Source organism: Bradyrhizobium sp. HKCCYLRH3059, assembly GCF_051168035.1.
Classification (GTDB): Bacteria; Pseudomonadota; Alphaproteobacteria; order Rhizobiales; family Xanthobacteraceae; genus Bradyrhizobium.
Window position 1 is genome coordinate 555,343 of record NZ_JBNPUF010000004.1, and the last position, 21,611, is coordinate 576,953.

Consider the following 21,611-nt stretch of genomic DNA (forward strand, 5'->3'; position numbering starts at 1 on the left):
TAGCCCCACGGGCACCGTCATTGCGAGGAGCGAAGCGACGAAGCAATCCAGGGCTTCACGCGCCGCCCTGGATTGCTTCGCTTCGCTCGCAATGACGGAAAGAGCGGGCGTGCGGCTTACGCCCCGCCCGGATAGTTCGGGCTTTCGCGGGTGATCGTCACGTCGTGGACGTGGCTCTCGCGCAGTCCGGCGCCGGTGATGCGGACGAACTCGGCCTTGCCGTGGAATTCGCCGAGATCCTTGGCGCCGACATAGCCCATGGCGGCACGGAGGCCGCCGGCGAGCTGGTGCATGACGTTGCCGACCGGGCCCTTGTACGGCACCTGGCCCTCGATGCCCTCGGGCACGAGCTTCAAGGTATCCTTGATGTCCTGCTGGAAGTAGCGGTCGGCCGAGCCGCGCGCCATCGCGCCGACCGAGCCCATGCCGCGATAGGCCTTGTAGGAGCGGCCCTGCCACAGGAACACTTCGCCGGGGGTCTCGTCGGTGCCGGCGAGCAGCGAGCCGACCATGGCGACGTCGGCGCCGGCGGCGAGCGCCTTGGCAAGGTCGCCGGAGAACTTGATGCCGCCGTCGGCGATGACCGGCACGTCGGCCTTCTTGGCGGCCTCGACCGCGTCCATGATCGCGGTGAGCTGCGGCACGCCGACGCCGGCGACGATGCGCGTGGTGCAGATCGAGCCCGGGCCGATGCCGACCTTGACCGCGTCAGCGCCGGCATCGATCAGCGCCTGCGCGCCGTCGCGGGTGGCGATGTTGCCGGCGATCACCTGCACCGCGTTGGAGATGCGCTTGATGCGGTTGACCGCCTCGAGCACGCGCGAGGAATGACCATGCGCGGTGTCGACCACGACGAGGTCGACACCGGCCTCGATCAGCTTCTCGGTGCGCTCGAAGCCACCCTCGCCCACGGTGGTTGCGGCGGCGACGCGGAGCCGGCCCTGGCCGTCCTTGCAGGCCAAGGGATGCGCGACCGCCTTCTCCATGTCCTTCACGGTGATCAGGCCGACGCAGCGATACTGGTCGTCGACGACGAGCAGCTTCTCGATGCGGTGCTTGTGCAGGATCTTCTTGGCCTCGTCCTGGCCGACGCCCTCGCGCACGGTGACGAGGTTCTCATGCGTCATCAGCTCGGAGATCTTCTGCCGCGGATCGGTGGCGAAGCGCACGTCGCGATTGGTGAGGATGCCGACCAGCTTGCCGGGGATGCCCTTGCCGCCGCCGGTGACCACCGGGATGCCGGAGAAGCCGTAGTCCTTCATCAGCGCCAGCGCGTCGGCGAGCGTGGCGTCGGGCGCGATGGTCAGCGGATTGACCACCATGCCCGACTCGAACTTCTTGACCTGGCGCACCTGGGCGGCCTGGCCCTCGGGATCGAAATTGCGGTGGATGACGCCGATACCGCCGGCCTGCGCCATGGCGATCGCCATGCGCGCCTCGGTGACGGTATCCATGGCGGAGGCCATGATCGGAATGTTGAGCGGGATCTCGCGCGTCACGCGCGAGCGGATGTCGACCTCGGAGGGCAGCACATCGGAGAGGCCCGGCTTCAAGAGCACGTCGTCGAAGGTGAAGGCTTCGCGAAGTGTCTGGACGGTCGCCATCGTCAACTCCTTGTCTGCGGCCAAAACGGCCGCGATGCGGGTACGGATGAGCGACGCCGCCGTCGAGACCATGCCTCGCCGTCGAATCGGTGCCCATCGGTGGGGTTGACGCGGGTCGATAGCATGGGCCTGTGACGAATCAAAGGGCCGATCCGCTGTCCTCCCGCGATTGCGAAGAACGGCCCAGACCGGCCCTGATCGGGTCCGAAACGCGCAACAAAAGGTCGCGAAGACCCCGATTCCGGAGCAGAAGTTCCGCGCCTCTAGCGCCATGCGCCCGGCGGTGGCCCGTAGCGGCGGATGGCCTCGACCACCTCGCGGTGCCGCCGGTCCTCCCGCCGCATGTGCACGGCGATCAAAGCGTGCGCCGAGGGCACCAGCAGCAGCACGTGAAAGAACAGGCCGAGGACCAGACACACCAGACACAGCAGCAGGTTGAAGATCGCCGCGAACGGCTGCCCGTTGAGCAGCAGACCCAGCGGCGGCACCAAAGCGGCGAGCAGGTAGATCATCGGCACATCTCCAACAAAACGGGACGCGGCAGCGTCACGCTGCATCTAGGGGGCCATGCCAGCAGCGCAATGGCCTCGTTCGCCGCAGGGTGTTAAAGCCCCGGCGCCCGCCCTCCTCTCCCGCTGCCGACCTCCGATGAACAAGCAACGCGTCATTCCGCTGATCGTCGCCACCGCCCTGTTCATGGAGAACATGGACTCCACGGTCATCGCGACCTCGCTGCCGGCGATCGCCAGGGACATCGGCACCAGCCCGCTGACGCTCAAGCTCGCCATCACCTCCTATCTGCTGTCGCTGGCGGTGTTCATCCCGGCGAGCGGCTGGACCGCCGACCGCTTCGGCGCGCGGCGGGTGTTCTCGAGCGCGGTCGCCGTGTTCATGATCGGCTCGATCGGCTGCGCGCTCGCCAACTCCGTCGAGAACTTCGTGTTCGCGCGCATCCTGCAGGGCATGGGCGGGGCGATGATGACGCCGGTCGGGCGTCTCGTTCTCTTGCGTTCCGTCGACAAGAGCGCCCTGGTCGGCGCGATGGCCTGGGTCACCATCCCCGCGCTGATCGGTCCGGTGATCGGACCGCCGGTCGGCGGCTTCATCACCACCTATTTCTCCTGGCACTGGATCTTCCTGATCAACATCCCGATCGGCGTCGTCGGCATCATCATGGCGCTGCGCTTCATCGATCCGATCAAGAGCGACAATCCCGAGCCGTTCGATCTCTATGGCATGGTGCTGGCCGGCATCGGCCTCGCCGGCCTCGCCTTCGGCCTCTCGGTCGCCGGTCTCAACCTGCTGCCGTGGCCGGTGGTCGCGAGTCTCGTTGCGATCGGCGCGATCTCGATGACGCTCTACGTCCGCCACTCCTGGCGCACCAACTCACCGGTGCTCGACTTCTCGCTGCTGCGGCTGCCGACCCTGCGTGCCTCGATCGTCGGCGGCTTCATGTTTCGCCTGGGCATCGGCGCCCTGCCCTTCCTGCTGCCGCTGCTGATGCAGCTCGGCTTCGGGCTGTCGCCGTTCCAGTCCGGCCTCGTCACCTTCGGCTCCTCCGCCGGCGCAATGGGCATGAAGGCACTGGCCGCGCGCCTCATCCGCGCCTTCGGCTTCCGCCATCTGATGACCGTCAATGCCGTCGTCAGTTCGGTCTTCCTCGCCGCCTGCGCGCTGTTCACGCCGGCGACCCCGCTGCTGCTGATCCTGATCATTCTCGTGGTCGGCGGCTTCTTCCGCTCGCTGCAGTTCACCGCGATCAACACCGTCGCCTATGCCGAGGTCGAGACCGCCCAGATGAGCCGCGCCACGACGCTCACCAGCGTCAACCAGCAGCTCGCGATCTCCGCCGGCGTCGCGGTCGGCGCGTTCTCGGTGGAGACCACGATGTGGATGCACGGCGCGAGCCAGCTCACCGCGGCGTCCTTCGCGCCCGCCTTCATTGTCGTCGCGATCACGTCGGCGCTGTCGTCGATCCTGTTCTGGCAGATGCCTGATGACGCCGGCAGCGAGATCTCAGGCCGCAAGGTGGCCGCGATCGCGAGCCGCAAGGGCGCCGAGAAGGGCGCGGAGAAGGCCGCCAGGAAATCGGCGAGCGAGACCACGCATGATGCGCGGGATCAGAAGCTCGGCTGATCGTCCCGCTTCCGGCTCAAGGACGCCTCGCCCCGGACTTCCAGTAGTCGGCCAGGCGATCGGCCCACATCCGCGCGTGCAGCTCGGTGCCGGCATGGCTCATGTGGCAGCCATCGTGGCGCAGCTTGAGCCCGATCTGGTCGGTATCCGGGCCAGGATAAACGCCGAGTGCCGGGTTCGGCACGGCGGCCTGGGCTGAACGGATGATCTCGTCGGGAACACTGCCGCAGAGCGTCGCCGTGGCGACGAAGATCGGCGCCGTCAGGTCGGCCGCCCGCAGGCCGGCAACGATCTCAAGATAATTGCGCAAGTAGGACAGTCGTCCCGCTTCCTTCATTTTCGCAGTGACGTGCAGGGACGCGCCGTCCTCCGCACCATTGGTGGAGAACGCGAAGGCGTTGTACTCGCCCTGATGCCAGAGCACCGCGCTCGGTTCGAGACCTACGTCGCGCAGGCCGGCGACGGTTGCGAGCAGCACCTCGAAATACTTGCCGCCGCGGGCGCGCCACTCCTCGAGATAAGTCCCGCCGATCGCAACGGGTGCGATCACGACCGTCTTCGCCAGCCCGCGATCGATCAATTCGTCGCCCAACCGGGTGGCGACGTTCTCGCCCTCGCCCGGCGTTCCCAGCAATGGATTGCGCGCCACGTAGCAGCGGCCGTCGAAGCGGTCGAAATTGTAGAACCGGTTGTGAGGCTGATAGAGCCGGCCACTCTGATCGGGCGCGCCGGTGTTGGAGATGTTCGACTGGCCCGCGGTCAGAAGCACCACCAGCCCCTCGCGCGGAATCGCGTCGCAGGCAATCGACGTGGCCCTGGCACGCACAGCCTCGTTGTCCGGCAGGAGGCAGCGCGAGGCGTTGCCGCCCGCGATGAAATCCGCGTCAGAACCGTACAGTGCACGGGCCAGGTTGCGTCCCTGCAGCAGGCTCTGCACCTCCGGGTCGCCGCTCGCGCCATCGATACGACGGTCGATGTCGGCAAAGGCGGCGCGCCGCGTGCGCACCTGCTCCAGCAGTGCCAGGAACCCAGGGGCGGTCGAGATGGGTCCGACGGCGCAGGGAACGCAATTGCCGTCGCGCGATTTGGCCGAGGTGGTCGGCTGGCAGACGTCGCGGGCCGGCAGCACCTCCGCAGCTCCTGCCGTCGCGGTCAACGAGACGGCCAACCACGCTGCGACAAGCGTGGCCACGATTGCGCGTCGCATCATGCTCGGATCACTTCTTTCGTCGCCTCGGCTGACGGCCGCCTCAGGCGCCGGGCATCTGCCTCCCAGCCTCGAACATGCCTGAGGAGACCGGATTTCCATTATAGTCCGACTTCATGAAAGAGAGCCGAATCGATCCGCAGCCGCTCGCGGCGATGGCGATGAACTGTTGGCCGTCCGCGCTTCTCCTGGCAGCGACGGCGCTTGCCGCCCCGGCACTCGGCGGCATCGTCAGACCAGCCTTCATCCTCGGCTGCGCGGTGGCCGGCTGGTTCGCGTGGCGTCGCAGCCCCGCGGCCCACGTGCAGTCGGCGATCCTGATGTTCGCCTTTGCTCCTTTCGTGCGCCGCCTGGTCGACATCTCCGCAGGATTCGATTCGTCCGGCGTCATGCTGAGCGGCCCGCTGCTGTTCATCATCGCGCCAGTTCCGAGTCTGGTGCTTTCGCCCTCGGACAAGGACAGGCCGGGCAATCCCTGGCTCGTGGCGCCCTTCATCGTCCTCGCCTGCATCGTCTATGGCGGCGCGCTGTCGATCTTCCAGAACGACTGGTTCAACGCCGCCAACGGCGGAATGAAATGGGCCGCGCCCGTACTCTATGCGATCGCCCTGCAGCAGCGGGCGCGATCCGACGGCGCCCTGCTCGATGCAATCACGCGCGTATTCCTGCTGGTGCTGCCCGTCACCGGCCTTTACGGCATCTGGCAATATGTCGATCCGCAAGGCTGGGATCGGTTCTGGATGGTGAATGCCAGCATCACCTCGGCCGGCTATCCGCTGCCCTACATGGTGCGCGTGTTCAGCACGATGAACGGCCCGGCCAGCTACGCGACCTTCACGGCCACCGGCCTGCTGCTGGTGGGCTTCCTGCGCCCGGGATGGCTGGCAATGGCGGCGATGGCGCCCGCGGCGCTCGGCCTGTTGCTGTCGCTCTACCGCACCAGCTGGATCACGCTTGCGGTGGGCCTGCTGTTCTGCATGTTGTTCCCCGCGACGCGGCGTCGGGCCGTATCGATCACGGTCGGACTGGTCGGCGCGGTGATCGTCACCGTCCTGTTCACGCCGTTCGCGGAGGTCATCACCTCCCGTCTGGAATCGCTCGGCAGCGTGTCGCAGGACAGCAGCGGCAGCGAGCGGCTGGATGAGTTCGTCACGCTGTGGAATGCGCCGAACAGCATGGTCCTGGGATCGGGCTTCACCATCACCGACGTCGGCGTCGCCGGCGCGATGCCGATCGACGGGCAGATCATCGCAAGCTGGGTGACGATGGGCATTCCGGTCGGACTGATCTGCCTCGCGGCCTATGTCTGGGTTGGGCTCGCCGCCACCGGCGCCGCGTGGCGGATACCGACGCGCGAGGGCGCCGTGCTCGGGGCGCTCGCCATCAGTGCGCTCTTGATTCAGCTGCCGCTGACCAGCATCTCCTCCGGCGAGGTCTCGGCGCTGTTCTGGATGCTCGTCGCGATGGCCTGTCCGCTCGACCAGATGGCCGACGGAGCACGGCGCACCGTCGCCGCTCGGCAGCATCAGGCCGGCGCCTGATCGGACGTTGCAGCGCGCGGCGTGATCGCCGCAGTCTGCGGCTTGCGGGAGGCCGGCGGTGCGAGCCCGAAGAGGGCCAGCAGATTGAGCCGCCGCAGGATGGCATGCGCGATCAGAGGAAGCATCACGCCGGCCGCCGTTCCGGCCAGCAGATAGACCCATGGCGATGGCGGGATGTGCAGCTTCAGCATGATGATCCGCATGCCCGAGCCGGCAAGGATGTGCAGCACATAGATCGTCATCGACGCGACGCCTGCGGCCGCAAGCCAGCGATGGCTCGTTGGCGCGAGCAGCTTGCAGAGCCCGACCGTGCCGGCGATCCCGAGCACACAGGCCGGCAGGGAGGCGAGCCCGTTGGCGTCCATGCCGGACAGCCGGCCGCCCAGCGCCACTGCGGCCGCAAACGCGATCCCGATCACGGCCAACGCGGACCAGCCGGACGGCCGCCATTCCGCCACGACGCTGACACCGTAGACGCCCGCGACGTAGAACGGCAGATGATGCAGCGTGAGCGCGAGGTCCGGCCGGATCGGCAGCGCGAGGAACACGCCGAGCCCGGCCAGCGCGAGCGTGGTCAAAACCGTCCGCGACGGGACCAGCACCGCGATCACGTGGCAGATCATCAGCGCGTAGAGAAACCAGAACTGTGCGATCGGACGATACCAGATCGCGGCGAGATCGCCGGGATGAATCGGGATGTTGGCATCCCGCGCCAGCAGCATCGTGATCCCGCCCTGGATCAGCGACCACAGCACGTAGGGATAGGCGATGGTCCAGAGCTTGGAGGTGAGGAAAGGACGCGCGCCGCGCCGCAAGCTGTGCTGCACGTTCAAGCCGGCCAGGAAGAAGAACAGCGGCATGTGGAACGTATAGAGCGTGTAGTCCATCCAGCGCGCGACGGCTCCATCCGGGAAGATGCCGGGGCGCACCAGACCGCCAAGCACATGACCGTACACCACCAGGATGACACCGAGGCCGCGCGCGAAATCGATCCACGCCGTGCGCGCGGTGTCAGCCGTTGCCCTCTGCGTTCCAGCATCCATGCCCGACTTGTCCTGCCTCTGTCGCGCAGCCCGCGTCCGATCCGCGATGCTGCGAAGTCAGCGCCCCAAGTCATATCGCAGCCGGCTTTGCAGCGCCGTCGGCGCCTGCCAGGACATCGGAGGTATTCTCGCGTTAGTCTTAACCAACCGATAAGCCTCTGCCGGATGGCTGCGCCTACGCCGGGGATCGCGACCGGAGCCAGGCCCGAGCTGGAGGCAAAGGCGCTGCCGTGATGCTTCTCCGAGGCGAGCTCGAGGTGACGCCGTGCCACCGTCGCGCGTCCAAGTGCGCGGTTCGACGGCGGGCCCGCTGCCGCCTGCGGCGGCCTCTCTGCCTACCCGACAGCACGATCGGGAACGTCACCGCCCGACGAAACCGCGTCGCGCCAGCCCTGCCAGCGCACCGCGCAGGCGGGCGCGATCGGTGATGACGCCGCGGGATGAGCTGAACAGGCGGACCACCAATTGCCGCCGTTGCGCTTCGTCGGGCTGCAGGCGCAGATGCGTGGTCGTCTTGGAGACGGCCTCGACCGACGCCTCGAGCCATCCGAGGCCGTCGAGATGCAGCGGCAATCGGGTGCCCGGCCGGGTCATGCGATGATGCGGTGGACCGGCCACGCGGGCCGACGACAGCGACAGCGCCTCGATCTTGCACGGCACGACCTCGCCGCTCTGCGCCAGCCAGCCCGCCTCGCCGCTCGGAAACAGGTCCTCGCCGCGCGGCAGCTCGAAGCAGACGAGAAACGCGATGAAGGCGATCAGCATCGCGATGCCGGCCCATAACAGATTGAAGTAGTCGATCGACGAGATCTCGCTGGCTGCATTCGGCGACACGAACGCCCAGACGATGGCCGCCGCCGAGCTCGCGGCGATCCCGCCAAAGATCGCGGCGAGCTTGCCGTGGACGCGCGGCTTGGAGCGGTCGCCGCCCTTGTCGGTCACCTTGAATGGGCGGCCGAACGGCCGGACCAGCGCGCTGAACAAGGTGGCCGTGACGGCAAAGCAGGTCACTGCATGGGTCGCTTCCATGAACAGCGGCAGGGTCTTGGAACGCGAGATCCAGCCCATGTAGATGATCGTCCCGAGCAGCGCCGGCACGCCGTAGCGCAGGAACGACAGATAGTCGGCCTCGAACGCCGGCAGCCCGGCGAACCAGTAGATCGGCGGCGCGATCAGAAGCAGCACCATGAACGGCTTGCAGGCCCAGTTGAGCACGCCATGCAGGAAGTGCCAGCGCTGGGTGAAGCTGTAGCCGCGGCTGCGCAGCGGGCCGTCGCGCAAGAGCGCGACCTGAATCGTGCCGAGGCACCAGCGGGCGCGCTGGGTGATGTATTCGGGCACGCCTTCCGCCGAGAGGCCGAAGCTGAGCGGTTCGTTCAGCCAGACCGTGCGATGGCCGCGCTTGAGCAGCGTGTAGGTGAGGTTGAGATCCTCGGAGATCGCCGCGTGCGGGAAGCCGCCGATCTCCATGAGCCGCTCGCGGCGGACGACGAAGGAGGTGCCGACACAGAACGCGCAGCCCCAGGCGTCCTTCGCCGGCTGGAACACGTCGAAGAAGAAGCGCTGGTCGTCGACCCAGTGGCTTGACGCCAGCAGATTGTGCTGGATCGGATCGGGGTTGTAGTAGAATTGCGGCGTCTGCACGACGGCGATATCGGGCTCGGACAGCAGCAGGCCGACCGTCCGCTGGAGGAAGTCGCGGCGCGGGGCGAAGTCGGCATCGAGCACCAGGATCACCGGCGCGTTCGATAGCTGCGCCGTCGCCGCAAGCGCGTTGTTGAGATTGCCGGCCTTGGCGCCCTTGTTGTCGGGCCGCGTCAGATGGCGCGCGCCGACCTCGTCGCAGAAGGCGCGGAGCCGATCGCGCCTGGTGTCGTCGAGCACCCAGACGGTCTTGTTGGGATAGTCGAGCGCGAGAGCCGCGAGGATCGAGCGCTCGACTATCTCCATGGGCTCGTCATAGGTGCAGATGAACACGTCCACGTCCGGCTGCTCGCCCCGTGCCGCCAGCGCAGCTTGCGCGGCGTCGGCCTGTCCCGAGCGGTCGACGCTGCGGGTCAAGATCAGAATCGACATCAGCGTGTAGGAGATCGCCACGATCTCGAGCGTGATGAACAGCCGCGGCCACAGCGCCTGCAGGGTCAGGTCGAACACCGGCAGCGTGTCGTGCCAGCGCCACAGCGTGTAGATCAGGAGGAACGACGCTGCGGTAGCGCCGAACAGCAGGCGGTCGCGCCGGCGCGTCGGATCGAGCAGACGCGCCATCACGAGGAGCCCGAGCAGGACTCCGAGATCGGTGGTCAACACCGAGGCGTCATTGCTGGGGAGCGGAAACATCAGGGCATCCTTGCGCCGTTGAAAGGATTCCAGCCGGTCTCGGCGAGCACGGCCCAGGCGGTGGCACCGAGATGCGGGCGCTTGTAGTAGAAGAAGTCCTGGATGGTGGTCGCGCCCGTCGGGTCGATCGACAGACCCGTGGTGAGGCGCGCGTTGCGCGTCGCGTTCAACAGTCCCGTTGCCGTGCGGTCGGCACGCAATCCTGCTAGCACCCCCTGGCTGGCAGCGGCATCCCCGACCATGCGATAGGCCAGCGCCGCCTGCGCGGTGCCCTCGACCCAGACGCCGTCGCGATCGCCGTTGAAATCGAAGCCTCCGTCGACGGCGAGATGAGTTTCGGCAAAGCGCAGCGCCCTGCGCCAGTCGGGCGCATCCGTCACCGCCATCCACGGCCAGAGCTGCACGTCGAGCGCGAGCAGATTGTCGTCGGCGAGGCGGCCATCGGGCTTGGTGCCGAGCAGGAAGCGATCGCCGCGGAACGTGCGATCGAGCAGGCGGCGCGCCGTCTGCGCGGCATCCTGATAGCGCGGCTCCAATGTGATACGATGGAGCCAGGAGGCCACGGCGTAGACATCGGCATTGTGCTCGGTCGACATCCAGCTGAGGCGCACCTGCTGCGGATCGTAACCGTGATAACCGCCGCTGAAGCCGTCCGCTCCGTTCGTTGCGCTGGCAATGATCCAGTCCATCAGGCGCCGGGCGCTGGACAAGTAGCCCTCCTCGCCGGTCGCCTGATGCAGCGTCAGCAGCGCCAGCGCTGCCCAGGCGACGTTGCCGGTCGCGGTGCCGTCCTGCGCGGCATCCTCGCCCCAGATCTTCTTCTGGTCGTCCCACCAGCCCGGCAGCAGCGCCGCCCCGGGGCCGACAGGACCGGCGCGATAGGCATTGCGAAGGCGCCCATCGCCGAAGGTGCGATCGTGGGAGGCGGCATGCACCAGCGCGTTGCCGATCACGCGACCCTCGTCGATGCGACCGCATGCGACCAGCGCGATCGCTGCCAGGGCGTTGTCATAGGTGAACGCCGTCGTCGAAAGGCCGAGCGGCGGCCCCTCCTCGTCGGCACCCGGCTCGTAGCTGCGAATGAACGCCGCGTCACGGCCGGCGAGGCCAGGCTCGACGGCCTGCACCAGTCCCGCACAGAGCGAAGTCTCGGCCCGCATCGGCGATGCGCCGCCGAGCAGAGCGATCACCGCCATCGTCATGGAGAGAAGCCTCATTGTGCCGAGACCGCGCGCGCCGTTGGCAGCCACTGCTCGTCCAATACCGGCTGCTGCGCCGGGTGCGACCGCAAGGCGGAGTCGAGCTTGGTGACACCGGCACGGCGCGTCGCTTCGTCCGGCTCAGACGGGTCCAGGTCGGTCAGCGACGCAACGAGGTGGCCGAGCCGGCGCCATGTCACCGACATCGACGGCACGATGCCATTGTCGCGCGTCACGGTGACCCACTGCCCCACCGTGCAGGCCGGTGTCGCCGCGGAGGTCGGCTGCGCCGCCGGCTTTTCGTCGGCAGCATCAGGTGTGATCATGACATAGAGCTCGCGCCGCTCGGTCTGCGGAAATGGCACGGCAAAGCGCTCGTCGACCTTGTCGCTGGTCTTCGGCAGCACGGCGCTGACGATGCCGCTATGGAAGCCGCCGCCATCGATGCGCACCTTGGTGCCCGGCTTCATCGCTTCACCCTGGCGATAGGAGAAGATCGCGACCACAAAACGCTTGTCGCAATCGACCACCGAGGCGATCGTATCGCCGGCGCTGACGTGGCGTCCGGTGTCGGCGCCCACCGCCAGCACCTTGCCGGGACCGGGCGAGAGCACGTCCGCGGCAGCGAGCCGCGCCAGCCGCGCGCGCTCCGACTTGATCAGGCCCTCGAGATCGTCGAGCACGGCCGCCTGCTGTTTCTCCTCGATCTCCATCCGCCTTGCATCGAGATCGATGTCACGGCGCTTCTGACTGAGCATGTTCAGCGCGACCAGATCCTCGCCGACATAGACGCCGGCGTCGAGCGCCTTCAGCTGTGTCAGCTTCTGGTTCAGCTTGGCAGTCTGCGCATCGGTGTCGTGCAGCGCCGCCGCATATTGCTGCTCGGTCGGCTTCAGCATCTCGACGCTGGCGGCATCGCGCGCGACCATGCGGTTCTGGCGGTCGACGACGGCCTTCTTCTCGCTGCTCTGCGCGTTCGACTGCGCGACGCGGGCACGCAGCTCCTCGATCTGGGACTGCAACTGCGCCTTCAACTGACCGGCTTGGCTCGCGATCTCCCGATCGAGCGAGCTGACATAAGCGACGTCGGACTGATGCTTGGCGCGCGTGGCGTCGAGCTTCTGACGCGCGTCGCCCGCCTTTTCTTCCAGCGAGATGAGCGTGGCGCGGTCGAGCCGCGGATTGGTGATCTCTGCGAGGCGGTCGCCGGACCGAACCTCGCCACCCGGCTTGGCCGTGAGCGAATCGACCTGGCCCGCGATCGGGGACGTCAGCAGCATCACCGGCGCATCGACCACGGCGCGATCGGACTGGTCGGCCACGATCGGCGGCACCACCGCGGTCAGCATCAGCGCCGAGAGGATGCCGGCCACGCCGAGCGCCGACACCCTGAGGATCACGGGATGGCGCTGTGGCTGGGTTGCGGTCTTCGGAGCGGCGGGACGTTGCGCGGGGGCTGGCTTGAAACCGTCATCGAAGCGATCGGTCATCAGGTCTCTTTCGGTTTGGGGTGACACGCCCCGAAAGACGCTTCCTCGGCTGATCCGGAGTTCCAGGCTCCGGTCTCGATGGCTCAACCCAAACCAGATCGCGGGCACATCGTTTCAAGCTGCGCCCGATCTCCGCGCTCACCTCCGGTCACGTTATGTTGCAGTGCGATGGCGCGGTTTCCGCTTGCGGCCGCGCTCAATCCTCATTCGCCTTGAAGCGTCCGAGTCCCTTCAAGATGAACGGCGCGATCAGAGCAATCAGCGCGACGACCAGAAGCGTTGCAGAGATCGGCGACTGCAGCAGGGTCATGGGGTCCCCAAGGCTGATCGCGAGCGCCCGCCGCAACTGGCTCTCGGCGATCGGCCCGAGGATGAGCCCGACCACGACGGGCGCAATCGGGAAATCGAACCGGCGCATCAGGAAGCCGAGCACGCCGAAGCCGGCCAGCATCGACAGTTCCACGACCGACGGTTTTGCCGCGATCGTGCCCATGGTCGCGAACACGAGGATGCCAGCGTAGAGCCATGGTGTCGGGATCGCGAGCAGCTTCACCCACAGGCCGACCAGCGGCAGGTTGAGGACGAGCAGCATCGTGTTGGCGATGAACAGGCTCGCGATCAGGCCCCAGACCAGGTCGGGCCGCTCGGCGAACAACAGCGGGCCCGGGTTGAGACCATACTGCTGGAAGCCGGCGAGCATCATCGCGGCGGTCGCCGACGTCGGCAGGCCGAGGGTCAGCAGCGGCACCAAGGTGCCCGCGGCAGAAGCGTTGTTGGCGGCCTCAGGGCCGGCGACGCCTTCGATCGCGCCTTTGCCGAATTGGTCGGGATATTTGGTCAGGCGCCGCTCGGCAGAATAGGACAGGAACGTCGGGATCTCCGCCCCGCCCGCCGGCAGCGCGCCGATTGGAAAGCCGAACATGGTGCCGCGCAGCCACGGCTTCCACGACCGCTTCCAGTCCTCGCGCGTCATCCACAGCGAGCCCTTGATGGCCTCGATCTTCTCCTCGGTATGATGCCGGCGCGAGGCGACGTAGAGCGCCTCGCCGACCGCGAACAGGCCGACCGCCAAGGTCGTCACCTCGACGCCATCGAGCAGCTCGGGCACGCCGAAGGCGAGCCGCGCCTGCCCGGTGAGCTTGTCGATGCCGATGAGGCCGAGCGTGAGACCAATGAACAGGCTGGTGAGGCCGCGGATCGGTGAATCGCCGAAGGTCGCGGACACCGTGACGAAGGCGACGCACATCAGCGCGAAGTAGTCCTCCGGCCCGAAGCGCACAGCGATGTCGACGAGGTAAGGCGACAGGAAGGCGAGACCGATGGTGGCGATGGTGCCTGCGACGAAGGAGCCGATCGCCGCGGTCGCCAGCGCCGGGCCGCCGCGGCCGGCCTTGGCCATCTTGTTGCCCTCGAGCGCGGTCGCCATCGAGGCGCTCTCGCCAGGCGTGTTGATCAGGATCGCGGTGGTCGATCCGCCATACATGCCGCCATAATAGATGCCAGCGAACATGATCAGCGAACCGCCGGGATCGAGCTTGTAGGTGACCGGCAGCAGCAGGGCGACCGTGAGCGCCGGCCCGATGCCCGGCAGCACCCCGACGGCGGTGCCGAGGAACACGCCGACCAGCGCATAGAGCAGGTTCATGGGCTGGACGGCGATCGCCATCCCATGCGCGAGCGCGGCAAAGGTGTCCATCAGAGCAGTCTTTCGAGCGGACCGGCGGGAAGGCTCAAGGTCAGGAGGCGGTCGAAGGCGAGATAGATCGTGGTCGTCAGCACCGCGCCGATGACGAAATCGGTGACGAAGGCGCGCCGGCCGAACGCCGCCGACGTCGTCACGAACAGCGCCGTCGTCGCCAGGATGAAGCCGCCGCCGAAGCCGATGATGGCGATCAGCAGCGCAAGTCCGACAAGAATGAGCAGCACCGCGACCGGATCGGAGCTCTCGCGCGGCGGCAGGTTGCCTCTGACGGCATCGATCAGATTGGCCAGTGCAAGAATGCCGAGCCCGATCGCGATCACGACCGGCATGACCTGCGGGCCCATGCCGTACATCGTGGTCGCCGGGATCTGATTGGCGTCGTAGACCAGCACGAGCGCGACGGCCGCCAGGAGCGCCGCAATGACGATGCCGGCCTTGTCGACGCCTCCCGAGGCGGGTGTCTCGGTGCCGGCGCGCTCCGTCGTCATGACTTGACGAGGCCGACCGACTTCAGCACGTCGGTAACGCGGACGTTCTCCTTCTTCAGGAACTCGGCGAAGGCGTCACCCGGAAGATAGGCGTCATCCCAGCCCTTCTGTTTCAGGATCTCCTTCCAGGAATCCGACTTCACCATCTTCTCGACGGCCTCGCTGAGCGTCTTTTTCTGCTCCGGCGTAATGCCGGGCGCAGCGACGACCGAGCGCCAGTTGGCGAGCACGAGATCGATGCCCTGCTCCTTGAAGGTCGGGATGTCGACGCCGGGAATGCGCTTCTCCGAGGATATGCCGATCGCGCGCAGCTTGCCGCTCTTGATCTGCCCGTCATACTCGGACAGGCCGGAAATGCCGGCGGTGACCTTGCCGCCGAGAATCGCCGCCAGCGACTCGCCGCCGCCTGAGAACGGGATGTAGTTGACCTTCTTGGCGTCGGCCCCGACGGCGCCGGCGAACAGCGCGGCCATGACGTGATCGACACCGCCGGCCGAGCCGCCGGCGAAGGTGACCTTGGCGATGTCGGCCTTCAGCGCCGCGGCGAGATCCTGCGCGGTCTTGATCGGCGATGCGGCCGGCACGACGATGACCTGGATCTCCTCGGTCAGCCGCGCGATCGGCGTCACCTGCTCCAGCGTCACCGGCGACTTGTTCATGGCGAGCGCGCCGACCATCACGAAGCCGTTGACCATCAGCTGGTTGCCGTCGCCCTTGGCGCCGGTGACGAACTGCGCGATGCCGACGGTGCCGCCGGCGCCGGCGACGTTGGTCACCTGGACGCTGCGTGCCACACCCGACGCCACGAAGGCCTGCTGCATTGCCCGCGCGGTCTGGTCCCAGCCGCCGCCGGGCGCGGCCGGCGCCATGACCTTCAACTCGAGTTGCTGGGCGAAGGCTGGAGTACCGGCAAGCACAGTCAAAGCGACGACCGCGCCGAACAGGCGCGTACAGAACGAATTCAAAGCGGTCCTCCACGGTCGGCCGAACGAACGGCTCGCGTTTCTTTTGCCTCTGAGGAACGGCATTTCAGCGGGAAATGCGGCCGCTGTCCAGACGGGATTGCTCGCGCCGTCGCCCGCGTTGCAGCAGCAGCCTTGGGAGAACGAGACGGTTGTGGGAGGAGCGGCCTAACCGCAAGTCCAGACCATCCCCACCGGCGTCCGCGTCCAGCACGGGCCGAAGCTGCCGCCATTGTAATGGCCGCGATAGAAGCCGGGCTGGCCGAAATAATGCCACTCGCCGTTGTAGAGCATGTATTTCGGCGTACCGTCGATATACCAATGGCGGCGGCTGCCGCGCGGCCCGTTGCGCATGGCCTCCTTGTCGGCATAGAGCGGCAGGCTGTTGTTGGGCGGCTGCTTGTAGCCGGGCAGGAAGCCATAGCCCTGCCAACGGTGCGCCTTGCGCTTGTGCGACGGCGCCGCGGACGCGATCGCGGGCACCAGCAGCAGAAGCATCACGATCGCGACGATGAAACGATGCGGCATCACGGCAGCCCGATGGATACGAGGGTCTCGAATCTTCAGTTCGATTGCGGCACGGCAACGGCCGTTCCGTCATGAAATGTTTCAGCGATGCCGCCGATGCGCGCGGCGCGGCGGAGGCGACGGCGGGGCGTAGAAGGGATTGAGGTCGCACATCGCCGCACGGCCCGACGCCGTCGCGCGACATTGCGGCAGCGACGTATAGCTGCAGTCGATCCACTCGCCACCGCCAAACCGGCCGCCTTCATAGACCTTCATGCACACGGGATAGCGCGGATCGTAGGCTTGGGCGTGAGCAGAGCCCGATAGGACGGACCCGACCGCCAAACCCAGCGCGAGGGCGCTCCAGTTGAGGACACGCATGCAGGACCTCCGGAATCGACGTCTCGCCGGCCCAGGCCGATTCCCGAGACGGTGATTGCCCCTGCTCTGTATCGCCAGGGCGCCAAGGCCGCAATGACGCCATTACAACAGGTCGGCCTGCTCTCCGCCGCGGAAACCCATCGCCAGCACGTAGCGCTCCGACGAATCCTGCCGGCTCGCCGCCGGCTTGACGTGGCGGACGCTGGCGTAATCGCGCTTGAGCTGCGCCATCAAGTCGGCATCGGCGCCGCTCTGGAACGTCTTGGCGAGAAAACTGCCGCCCGGCTTGAGCACCTCGCTGGCGAAATGCGCGGCGAGTTCGACGAGACCGACAATGCGCAACTGGTCGGTCTTGCGGTGGCCGGTGGTGTTGGCCGCCATGTCCGACATCACCACATCGGCACGCCCGCCGAGCATCGCGCGGAGCTTTTCGGGCGCATCCTGGGCGTGAAAGTCGAGCTGGGTGAAGGTGACGCCGGGGATCTCGCCCATCTCCAGCAGATCGATCGCGATCACCTTGCCCTTCCCGGCTTCGGCCCCGACCCGGCGCGCCGCGATCTGGCTCCAGCCGCCGGGCGCAGCGCCGAGATCGAGCACCGTCATGCCGGGCTTGAGCAGATGATGCTTGTCGTCGATCTCGAGCAGCTTGTAGGCCGCGCGCGAGCGATAGCCGTCGCGCTTGGCTTGCGCGACATAGGGATCGTTGAGCTGGCGCTCCAGCCAGAGTTTCGAGGACAGCTTGCGCTTGCCTCCGGTCTTGACCTGCACATGCATGCGGCCGGTGGTGTCTTTTGCCATGTGTTTCTCGGTCGTCGTGACCAGACGCGGGAGGCGAAAATCCGTCCACGCTCGAGGTCTGGCGGAACTACAAAGGTCACCCTCCCCTGGAGGGGGAGGGTCGATCGGGAGCGAAGCGAGCGATCGGGGTGGGGTGAGCCGCACGAAGACCGCTCGTGGAACTCACCCCACCCCGTCTCACATTGCGCTGCGCTCCATGTGAGACGACCCTCCCCCTCCAGGGGAGGGTGAAGTCGCTACGCCGTGCGCAGCGCGCCGTCTTCGCGCATCATCTCGACCAGCATGCCCTCGCGCAGGCCGCGATCGGCGACGCGCAGGCGCGGCAGCGGAAAGGACCGGCGGATGGCGTCGAGAATGGCGCAGCCCGCCAGAACGAGATCGGCGCGGTCGATGCTGATGCAATTGTTATCGGCGCGCTCCTGGTAGCTCATCGCCAGCAGCCTGCCGATCGTCGTCGTGATGTCGGCGTCGTTGATCCAGATGCCATCGACCCGGCGCCGATCGTAGCGCGCGAGGTTGAGATGGATGCCCGCCAGCGTCGTCACGGTGCCGGAGGTTCCAAGCAGATGCATGCCGGCGAGATCGCCGCCGTTCTCGGCCGCGAACGGGCCAACATGCTCGGCCACGGCCTCGACCATGGCGGCATAGATCTCCGGCGTCACGTCACGGCCGCCGAACCGTTCGGCCAGCGTCACGACCCCGAGCGGGATCGACATCCATGCCTTGATCCGCGGCTCGGCGTTGCGGTCGCCCGCATCGCGCTCGATCCGGACCAACTCGCTGGAGCCGCCGCCGATGTCGAACAGGATCGCCCCTCGCCCGCCGGGATCGAGCAGCGGCGCGCAGCCCTTGACGGCCAACGCCGCCTCGGTCTCGCGGTCGATCACCTCGAGCTCGATGCCGGTCTCCGCCGCAACCCGGCTGCGGAACCCCTCGGCATTGGCCGCAGCGCGGCAGGCCTCGGTCGCGATCAGCCGCAGGCGCCTGGCCTTCTTCGACTGGATCTTGTCCCGGCAGATGCTGAGCGCCGCGATGGCCCGATCCATCGCCGCGTCGCTGATGCAGCCGGTGGTCGAGATGCCCTCGCCCAGCCGGACAATGCGCGAGAAGGAGTCGACCACGCGGAAACTGTCGCCCGAAGGACAGGCGATCAGGAGCCGGCAATTGTTGGTTCCGAGGTCCAGGGCCGCGTAGACGCTGCTGCCATTGCTGGCGCAGGAAGGCGTCGCGACGTCCAGACCCGGACGCAAGCCGGGCTCCAAGTTCCCGCGCGGCGCGGGACTCTCCCGCAGCCGCGTGTCATTGATCATTCAAATGTCTTTCCGCTGGCCGAACCGGCCCAGATGGAAGTTCTCTTTCGTGAGACATTATCAGTGGATAGCGCCGGCGCAACAGCCCCTCCGTCAGGCGTGATGCACCATTCCTAATCAACCGTTGTCCGGCCGCGGGCGCTGCACTATCTGGGAACAGCCCGCATTTGCGACCAATTCAGCCCCTTGGGTCCTCATCCATGCAAGATCACACCTCCCCGGCCTCCCTCGAAAACGCGATCGCGCTGCAGAAATTCGGCGTCGGGCAGCCGGTCCGGCGCAAGGAGGACGACACGCTGGTGCGCGGTCACGGCAAATATACCGACGATTTCAACCTGCCCGGCCAGGCCCATGCCTGGATCGTGCGCTCCAGCCACGCCCATGGCATCATCAAGAGGATCGACACCGCGGCCGCCAAGGCCATGCCCGGCGTGCTCGGGGTGTGGACCGGCGCCGACCTCGCCGAAGCCAACTATGGCCCGTTCACCTGCGGCCTGCCGCTGAAGGGCCGGGACGGCTCGCCGCTGCTGCAGACCAACCGGCCGGCGCTCGCCACCGACAAGGTCCGCTTCGTCGGCGACCCCATTGCGTTCGTGGTGGCGGAGACCGCGGCCCAGGCCCGCGACGCGGCCGAGGCGGTCGAGCTCGATATCGAGCCCCTGCCCGCGGTCACCAATGCCGAGGAAGCCGCCAAGCCCGGCGCGCCACAGCTCTATGACCATATCCCCAACAACGTCGCGCTCGATTATCATTACGGCGACACGGCCAAGATCGAAGAGGCCTTCGCCAAGGCCGCGCACGTCACCAAGCTCGACATCGTCAACACCCGCGTCGCCGTGGTGTCGATGGAGCCGCGCGTCGCGCTCGCGGCGTTCGACGGCAAGACCGAGCGCTTCACCTTGCAGGTGCCGACCCAGGGCGTGTCCGGCAACAAGGCGACGCTGGCGAAGATTCTGAACGTCGCGCCGGACAAGGTTCGCATCCTCACCACCAATGTCGGTGGCTCCTTCGGGATGAAGAACGTCTCCTATCCCGAATATGTCTGCATCCTGCACGCCGCCAAAGAGCTGGGCCGCCCCGTGAAATGGCGCGACGAGCGCACCACCGCCTTCCTGTCCGACAGCCAGGGCCGCGATCAGATCATCCATGGCGAGCTGGCGCTCGACGCCGACGGCCGGTTCCTCGCTGTGAGACTGTCCGGCTACGGCAATCTCGGCGCCTACATCATGGGCGTCGCACCGCTGCCGCTGTCGCTCAACACCGGCAAGAACCTCGCCAGCGTCTACAAGACGCCGCTGCTGGGCGTCGATATCAAGACCGTGCTGACCAACGTCACCCTGATGGGCGCATATCGCGGCGCCGGCCGTCCCGAGGCCAACTACTTCATGGAGCGCTTGATCGACACCGCCGCGCGCGAGATGGGCATCGACCGTCTCACCATCCGCAAGCGCAACTTCATCAAGCCGAGCCAGATGCCGTTCCCGGCCGCGTCGGGCGTCACCTACGACTCCGGCGACTTCGCCGCGGTGTTCGAGAAGGCACTGCAGGTCTCCGACTACGCCGGCTTCGCCAAGCGCAAGCGCGAGAGCCGCAAGAACGGCAAGCTGCGCGGCATCGCGGTCGGCTCGTATCTCGAGGTGACCGCGCCGCCCTCGGGCGAGCTCGGCAAGATCACCTTCGACGCCGATGGCGGCGTGACCCTGACGACCGGCACGCTGGACTACGGCCAAGGCCACGCGACTCCGTTCTCGCAGGTCTTGTCGGCGCAACTCGGCGTGCCGTTCGAGAAGATCAGGCTGGAGCAGAGCGATTCCGATCTCGTGCGGTTCGGCAACGGCACCGGCGGCTCGCGCTCGATCACCGCGACCGGCCAGGCCATCGTCGAGTCCTCACAGCTCGTGATTGCCAAGGGCAAGCAGGCCGCCGCGCATCTGCTCGAAGCCTCGGAAGCCGACATCGAGTTCGCGGGCGGCCAGTTCACCATCGCCGGCACCGATCGCAGCATCGACATCATGGAGCTGGCGCGCCGCCTGCGCGAGCGCAAGATGCCCGACGGCGTGCCGGCCTCGCTCGACGTCGACCACAACTCGACAGTAACGGAATCGACGTTCCCCAATGGTTGTCATGTCTGCGAGGTCGAGATCGAACCGGACACCGGCGTCGCGCAGATCGTGGCCTACACCGCGATCAACGATTTCGGCACGGTGATCAACCCGATGATCGTCGCCGGCCAGCTCCATGGTGGCGTCGCCCAGGGCATCGGCCAGGCGCTGATGGAGCATCTGCGCTACGACGAGAGCGGCCAGCCGATCACGGGATCTCTGATGGACTACGCGCTGCCGCGCGCCTCCGACGTGCCGATGATGACGGTCGACAACCATCCGGTGCCGGCGAAGTCCAACCCGCTCGGCACCAAGGGCTGCGGCGAAGCCGGCTGCGCCGGCTCGATGGCATCCGTGATCAACGCGGTGATCGACGCACTGTCCGACTACGGCGTGAAGCATCTCGACATGCCGCTGACCACCGAAAAGCTCTGGCGCGCGATCCAGGACGGCAAGGCGAGGACCGCGGCGTAGCTGCTTCGCTCGCGATGAGGCGAAAACTCTCATTGCCAAACGAAAAGCCCGTAGCCCGCATGCGGGGTCTCACGGGCTGTATCGGTGAACCCGGATGTCGCTCCCGCCTGCACCCGCTGGGCGCCGGCGTGCGCGCATCCGGGCTACGGACTGTCGAGATTGGGCCGCGGGTCCTCTCCACGTCATTGCGAGCGTAGCGCGTAGCGAAGCAATCCAGACTGCCTCCACGGCAACACTCTGGATTGCTTCGCTGCTGTTCAGCCCGGGGACATAGCTGACGGGTGTTCGGGGAGATGGTTGACACTTCAAAATCGGCTCGATTCGTCAAGC

At 67.1% G+C, this 21,611-nt stretch carries 17 protein-coding genes; 3 read left to right on the forward strand and 14 right to left on the reverse strand.

Annotation, left to right across the window (positions count from 1 at the left end):
- Positions 1-116: 116 nt before the first annotated feature.
- Together guaB and ACQR13_RS16490 are read right to left on the reverse strand one after the other, a co-directional pair.
- Complete coding sequence (gene guaB / locus ACQR13_RS16485) at positions 117-1,604, reverse strand: IMP dehydrogenase (RefSeq protein WP_434844408.1); 1,488 nt, start codon at positions 1,602-1,604, stop codon at positions 117-119.
- Between the two features lie 263 nt (positions 1,605-1,867).
- Positions 1,868-2,116 (reverse strand): hypothetical protein, encoded by a 249-nt coding sequence (locus ACQR13_RS16490; protein WP_315749790.1) that lies wholly within the window; start codon positions 2,114-2,116, stop codon positions 1,868-1,870.
- A 136-nt stretch (positions 2,117-2,252) separates the two neighbouring features.
- Here ACQR13_RS16490 and ACQR13_RS16495 point away from each other — a divergent pair, with 136 nt between their 5' ends.
- The gene (locus ACQR13_RS16495; RefSeq protein ID WP_316192689.1) at positions 2,253-3,740 is read left to right on the forward strand and encodes an MDR family MFS transporter; all 1,488 of its coding nucleotides are present in this window, start codon (positions 2,253-2,255) and stop codon (positions 3,738-3,740) included.
- Between the two features lie 16 nt (positions 3,741-3,756).
- On the opposite strand, the gene ACQR13_RS16500 is transcribed toward ACQR13_RS16495, so the two are convergent.
- A complete protein-coding gene (locus ACQR13_RS16500) occupies positions 3,757-4,950 on the reverse strand; it encodes a sialate O-acetylesterase (protein WP_316202145.1) in 1,194 nt (397 codons plus the stop codon).
- 113 nt (positions 4,951-5,063) lie between these two features.
- Between ACQR13_RS16500 and ACQR13_RS16505 the strand changes: the two genes are divergently transcribed.
- The gene (locus ACQR13_RS16505; protein ID WP_316192691.1) at positions 5,064-6,488 is read left to right on the forward strand and encodes an O-antigen ligase family protein; all 1,425 of its coding nucleotides are present in this window, start codon (positions 5,064-5,066) and stop codon (positions 6,486-6,488) included.
- On the opposite strand, the gene ACQR13_RS16510 is transcribed toward ACQR13_RS16505, so the two are convergent.
- From ACQR13_RS16510 to ACQR13_RS16560, 11 genes are all read right to left on the reverse strand, one after another.
- A complete protein-coding gene (locus ACQR13_RS16510) occupies positions 6,473-7,531 on the reverse strand; it encodes an acyltransferase family protein (protein ID WP_315749785.1) in 1,059 nt (352 codons plus the stop codon). The genes ACQR13_RS16505 and ACQR13_RS16510 overlap by 16 nt on opposite strands.
- A 360-nt stretch (positions 7,532-7,891) precedes the next feature.
- Positions 7,892-9,868, reverse strand: coding sequence for a glycosyltransferase family 2 protein (locus tag ACQR13_RS16515; protein ID WP_315749783.1), 1,977 nt, complete (start codon positions 9,866-9,868; stop codon positions 7,892-7,894).
- The gene (locus ACQR13_RS16520; protein ID WP_409998613.1) at positions 9,868-11,070 is read right to left on the reverse strand and encodes a hypothetical protein; all 1,203 of its coding nucleotides are present in this window, start codon (positions 11,068-11,070) and stop codon (positions 9,868-9,870) included. The genes ACQR13_RS16515 and ACQR13_RS16520 overlap by 1 nt, the downstream gene beginning before the upstream one ends.
- Positions 11,071-11,081: 11 nt before the next feature.
- Complete coding sequence (locus ACQR13_RS16525) at positions 11,082-12,557, reverse strand: HlyD family secretion protein (protein WP_315714418.1); 1,476 nt, start codon at positions 12,555-12,557, stop codon at positions 11,082-11,084.
- Between the two features lie 196 nt (positions 12,558-12,753).
- Positions 12,754-14,253 carry a tripartite tricarboxylate transporter permease gene (locus ACQR13_RS16530; RefSeq protein ID WP_315714419.1) on the reverse strand — a complete coding sequence of 500 codons (1,500 nt, stop codon included), beginning with the start codon at positions 14,251-14,253 and terminating at the stop codon, positions 12,754-12,756.
- Positions 14,253-14,747 (reverse strand): tripartite tricarboxylate transporter TctB family protein, encoded by a 495-nt coding sequence (locus ACQR13_RS16535; protein ID WP_315714420.1) that lies wholly within the window; start codon positions 14,745-14,747, stop codon positions 14,253-14,255. Before ACQR13_RS16535 ends, ACQR13_RS16530 begins: the two co-directional genes overlap by 1 nt.
- Complete coding sequence (locus ACQR13_RS16540) at positions 14,744-15,712, reverse strand: Bug family tripartite tricarboxylate transporter substrate binding protein (RefSeq protein WP_315714421.1); 969 nt, start codon at positions 15,710-15,712, stop codon at positions 14,744-14,746. The genes ACQR13_RS16535 and ACQR13_RS16540 overlap by 4 nt, the downstream gene beginning before the upstream one ends.
- Positions 15,713-15,877: 165 nt before the next feature.
- Positions 15,878-16,237, reverse strand: a complete 360-nt coding sequence (locus tag ACQR13_RS16545) for a hypothetical protein (RefSeq protein ID WP_315714422.1) — start codon at positions 16,235-16,237, stop codon at positions 15,878-15,880.
- Positions 16,238-16,318: 81 nt separating this feature from the next.
- A complete protein-coding gene (locus ACQR13_RS16550) occupies positions 16,319-16,597 on the reverse strand; it encodes a DUF3551 domain-containing protein (protein WP_315714423.1) in 279 nt (92 codons plus the stop codon).
- A 102-nt stretch (positions 16,598-16,699) separates the two neighbouring features.
- Positions 16,700-17,395, reverse strand: a complete 696-nt coding sequence (locus ACQR13_RS16555) for an RlmE family RNA methyltransferase (RefSeq protein ID WP_315827408.1) — start codon at positions 17,393-17,395, stop codon at positions 16,700-16,702.
- A 236-nt stretch (positions 17,396-17,631) separates the two neighbouring features.
- Positions 17,632-18,705, reverse strand: coding sequence for a Ppx/GppA phosphatase family protein (locus ACQR13_RS16560; RefSeq protein WP_434862988.1), 1,074 nt, complete (start codon positions 18,703-18,705; stop codon positions 17,632-17,634).
- 200 nt (positions 18,706-18,905) lie between these two features.
- On the opposite strand from ACQR13_RS16560, the gene ACQR13_RS16565 reads away from it, so the two are divergent.
- Positions 18,906-21,281: a xanthine dehydrogenase family protein molybdopterin-binding subunit gene (locus tag ACQR13_RS16565; protein WP_434862989.1), complete on the forward strand. Its 2,376-nt coding sequence runs from the start codon at positions 18,906-18,908 to the stop codon at positions 21,279-21,281.
- Positions 21,282-21,611 lie beyond the last annotated feature (330 nt).

Excerpts from the sequence above, each read along its gene's own strand:
- ACQR13_RS16505 (WP_316192691.1), top strand. The coding sequence starts at position 5,064 with ATGAAAGAGAGCCGAATCGATCCGCAGCCGCTCGCGGCGATGGCGATG.
- ACQR13_RS16545 (WP_315714422.1), bottom strand. The coding sequence starts at position 16,237 with ATGCCGCATCGTTTCATCGTCGCGATCGTGATGCTTCTGCTGCTGGTG.
- guaB (WP_434844408.1), bottom strand. The coding sequence starts at position 1,604 with ATGGCGACCGTCCAGACACTTCGCGAAGCCTTCACCTTCGACGACGTG.
- ACQR13_RS16565 (WP_434862989.1), top strand. The coding sequence starts at position 18,906 with ATGCAAGATCACACCTCCCCGGCCTCCCTCGAAAACGCGATCGCGCTG.
- ACQR13_RS16515 (WP_315749783.1), bottom strand. The coding sequence starts at position 9,868 with ATGTTTCCGCTCCCCAGCAATGACGCCTCGGTGTTGACCACCGATCTC.
- ACQR13_RS16510 (WP_315749785.1), bottom strand. The coding sequence starts at position 7,531 with ATGGATGCTGGAACGCAGAGGGCAACGGCTGACACCGCGCGCACGGCG.
- ACQR13_RS16560 (WP_434862988.1), bottom strand. The coding sequence starts at position 18,705 with ATGATCAATGACACGCGGCTGCGGGAGAGTCCCGCGCCGCGCGGGAAC.
- ACQR13_RS16550 (WP_315714423.1), bottom strand. The coding sequence starts at position 16,597 with ATGCGTGTCCTCAACTGGAGCGCCCTCGCGCTGGGTTTGGCGGTCGGG.
- ACQR13_RS16555 (WP_315827408.1), bottom strand. The coding sequence starts at position 17,395 with ATGGCAAAAGACACCACCGGCCGCATGCATGTGCAGGTCAAGACCGGA.
- ACQR13_RS16490 (WP_315749790.1), bottom strand. The coding sequence starts at position 2,116 with ATGATCTACCTGCTCGCCGCTTTGGTGCCGCCGCTGGGTCTGCTGCTC.
- ACQR13_RS16530 (WP_315714419.1), bottom strand. The coding sequence starts at position 14,253 with ATGGACACCTTTGCCGCGCTCGCGCATGGGATGGCGATCGCCGTCCAG.
- ACQR13_RS16525 (WP_315714418.1), bottom strand. The coding sequence starts at position 12,557 with ATGACCGATCGCTTCGATGACGGTTTCAAGCCAGCCCCCGCGCAACGT.
- ACQR13_RS16495 (WP_316192689.1), top strand. The coding sequence starts at position 2,253 with ATGAACAAGCAACGCGTCATTCCGCTGATCGTCGCCACCGCCCTGTTC.
- ACQR13_RS16500 (WP_316202145.1), bottom strand. The coding sequence starts at position 4,950 with ATGATGCGACGCGCAATCGTGGCCACGCTTGTCGCAGCGTGGTTGGCC.
- ACQR13_RS16535 (WP_315714420.1), bottom strand. The coding sequence starts at position 14,747 with ATGACGACGGAGCGCGCCGGCACCGAGACACCCGCCTCGGGAGGCGTC.
- ACQR13_RS16520 (WP_409998613.1), bottom strand. The coding sequence starts at position 11,070 with ATGACGATGGCGGTGATCGCTCTGCTCGGCGGCGCATCGCCGATGCGG.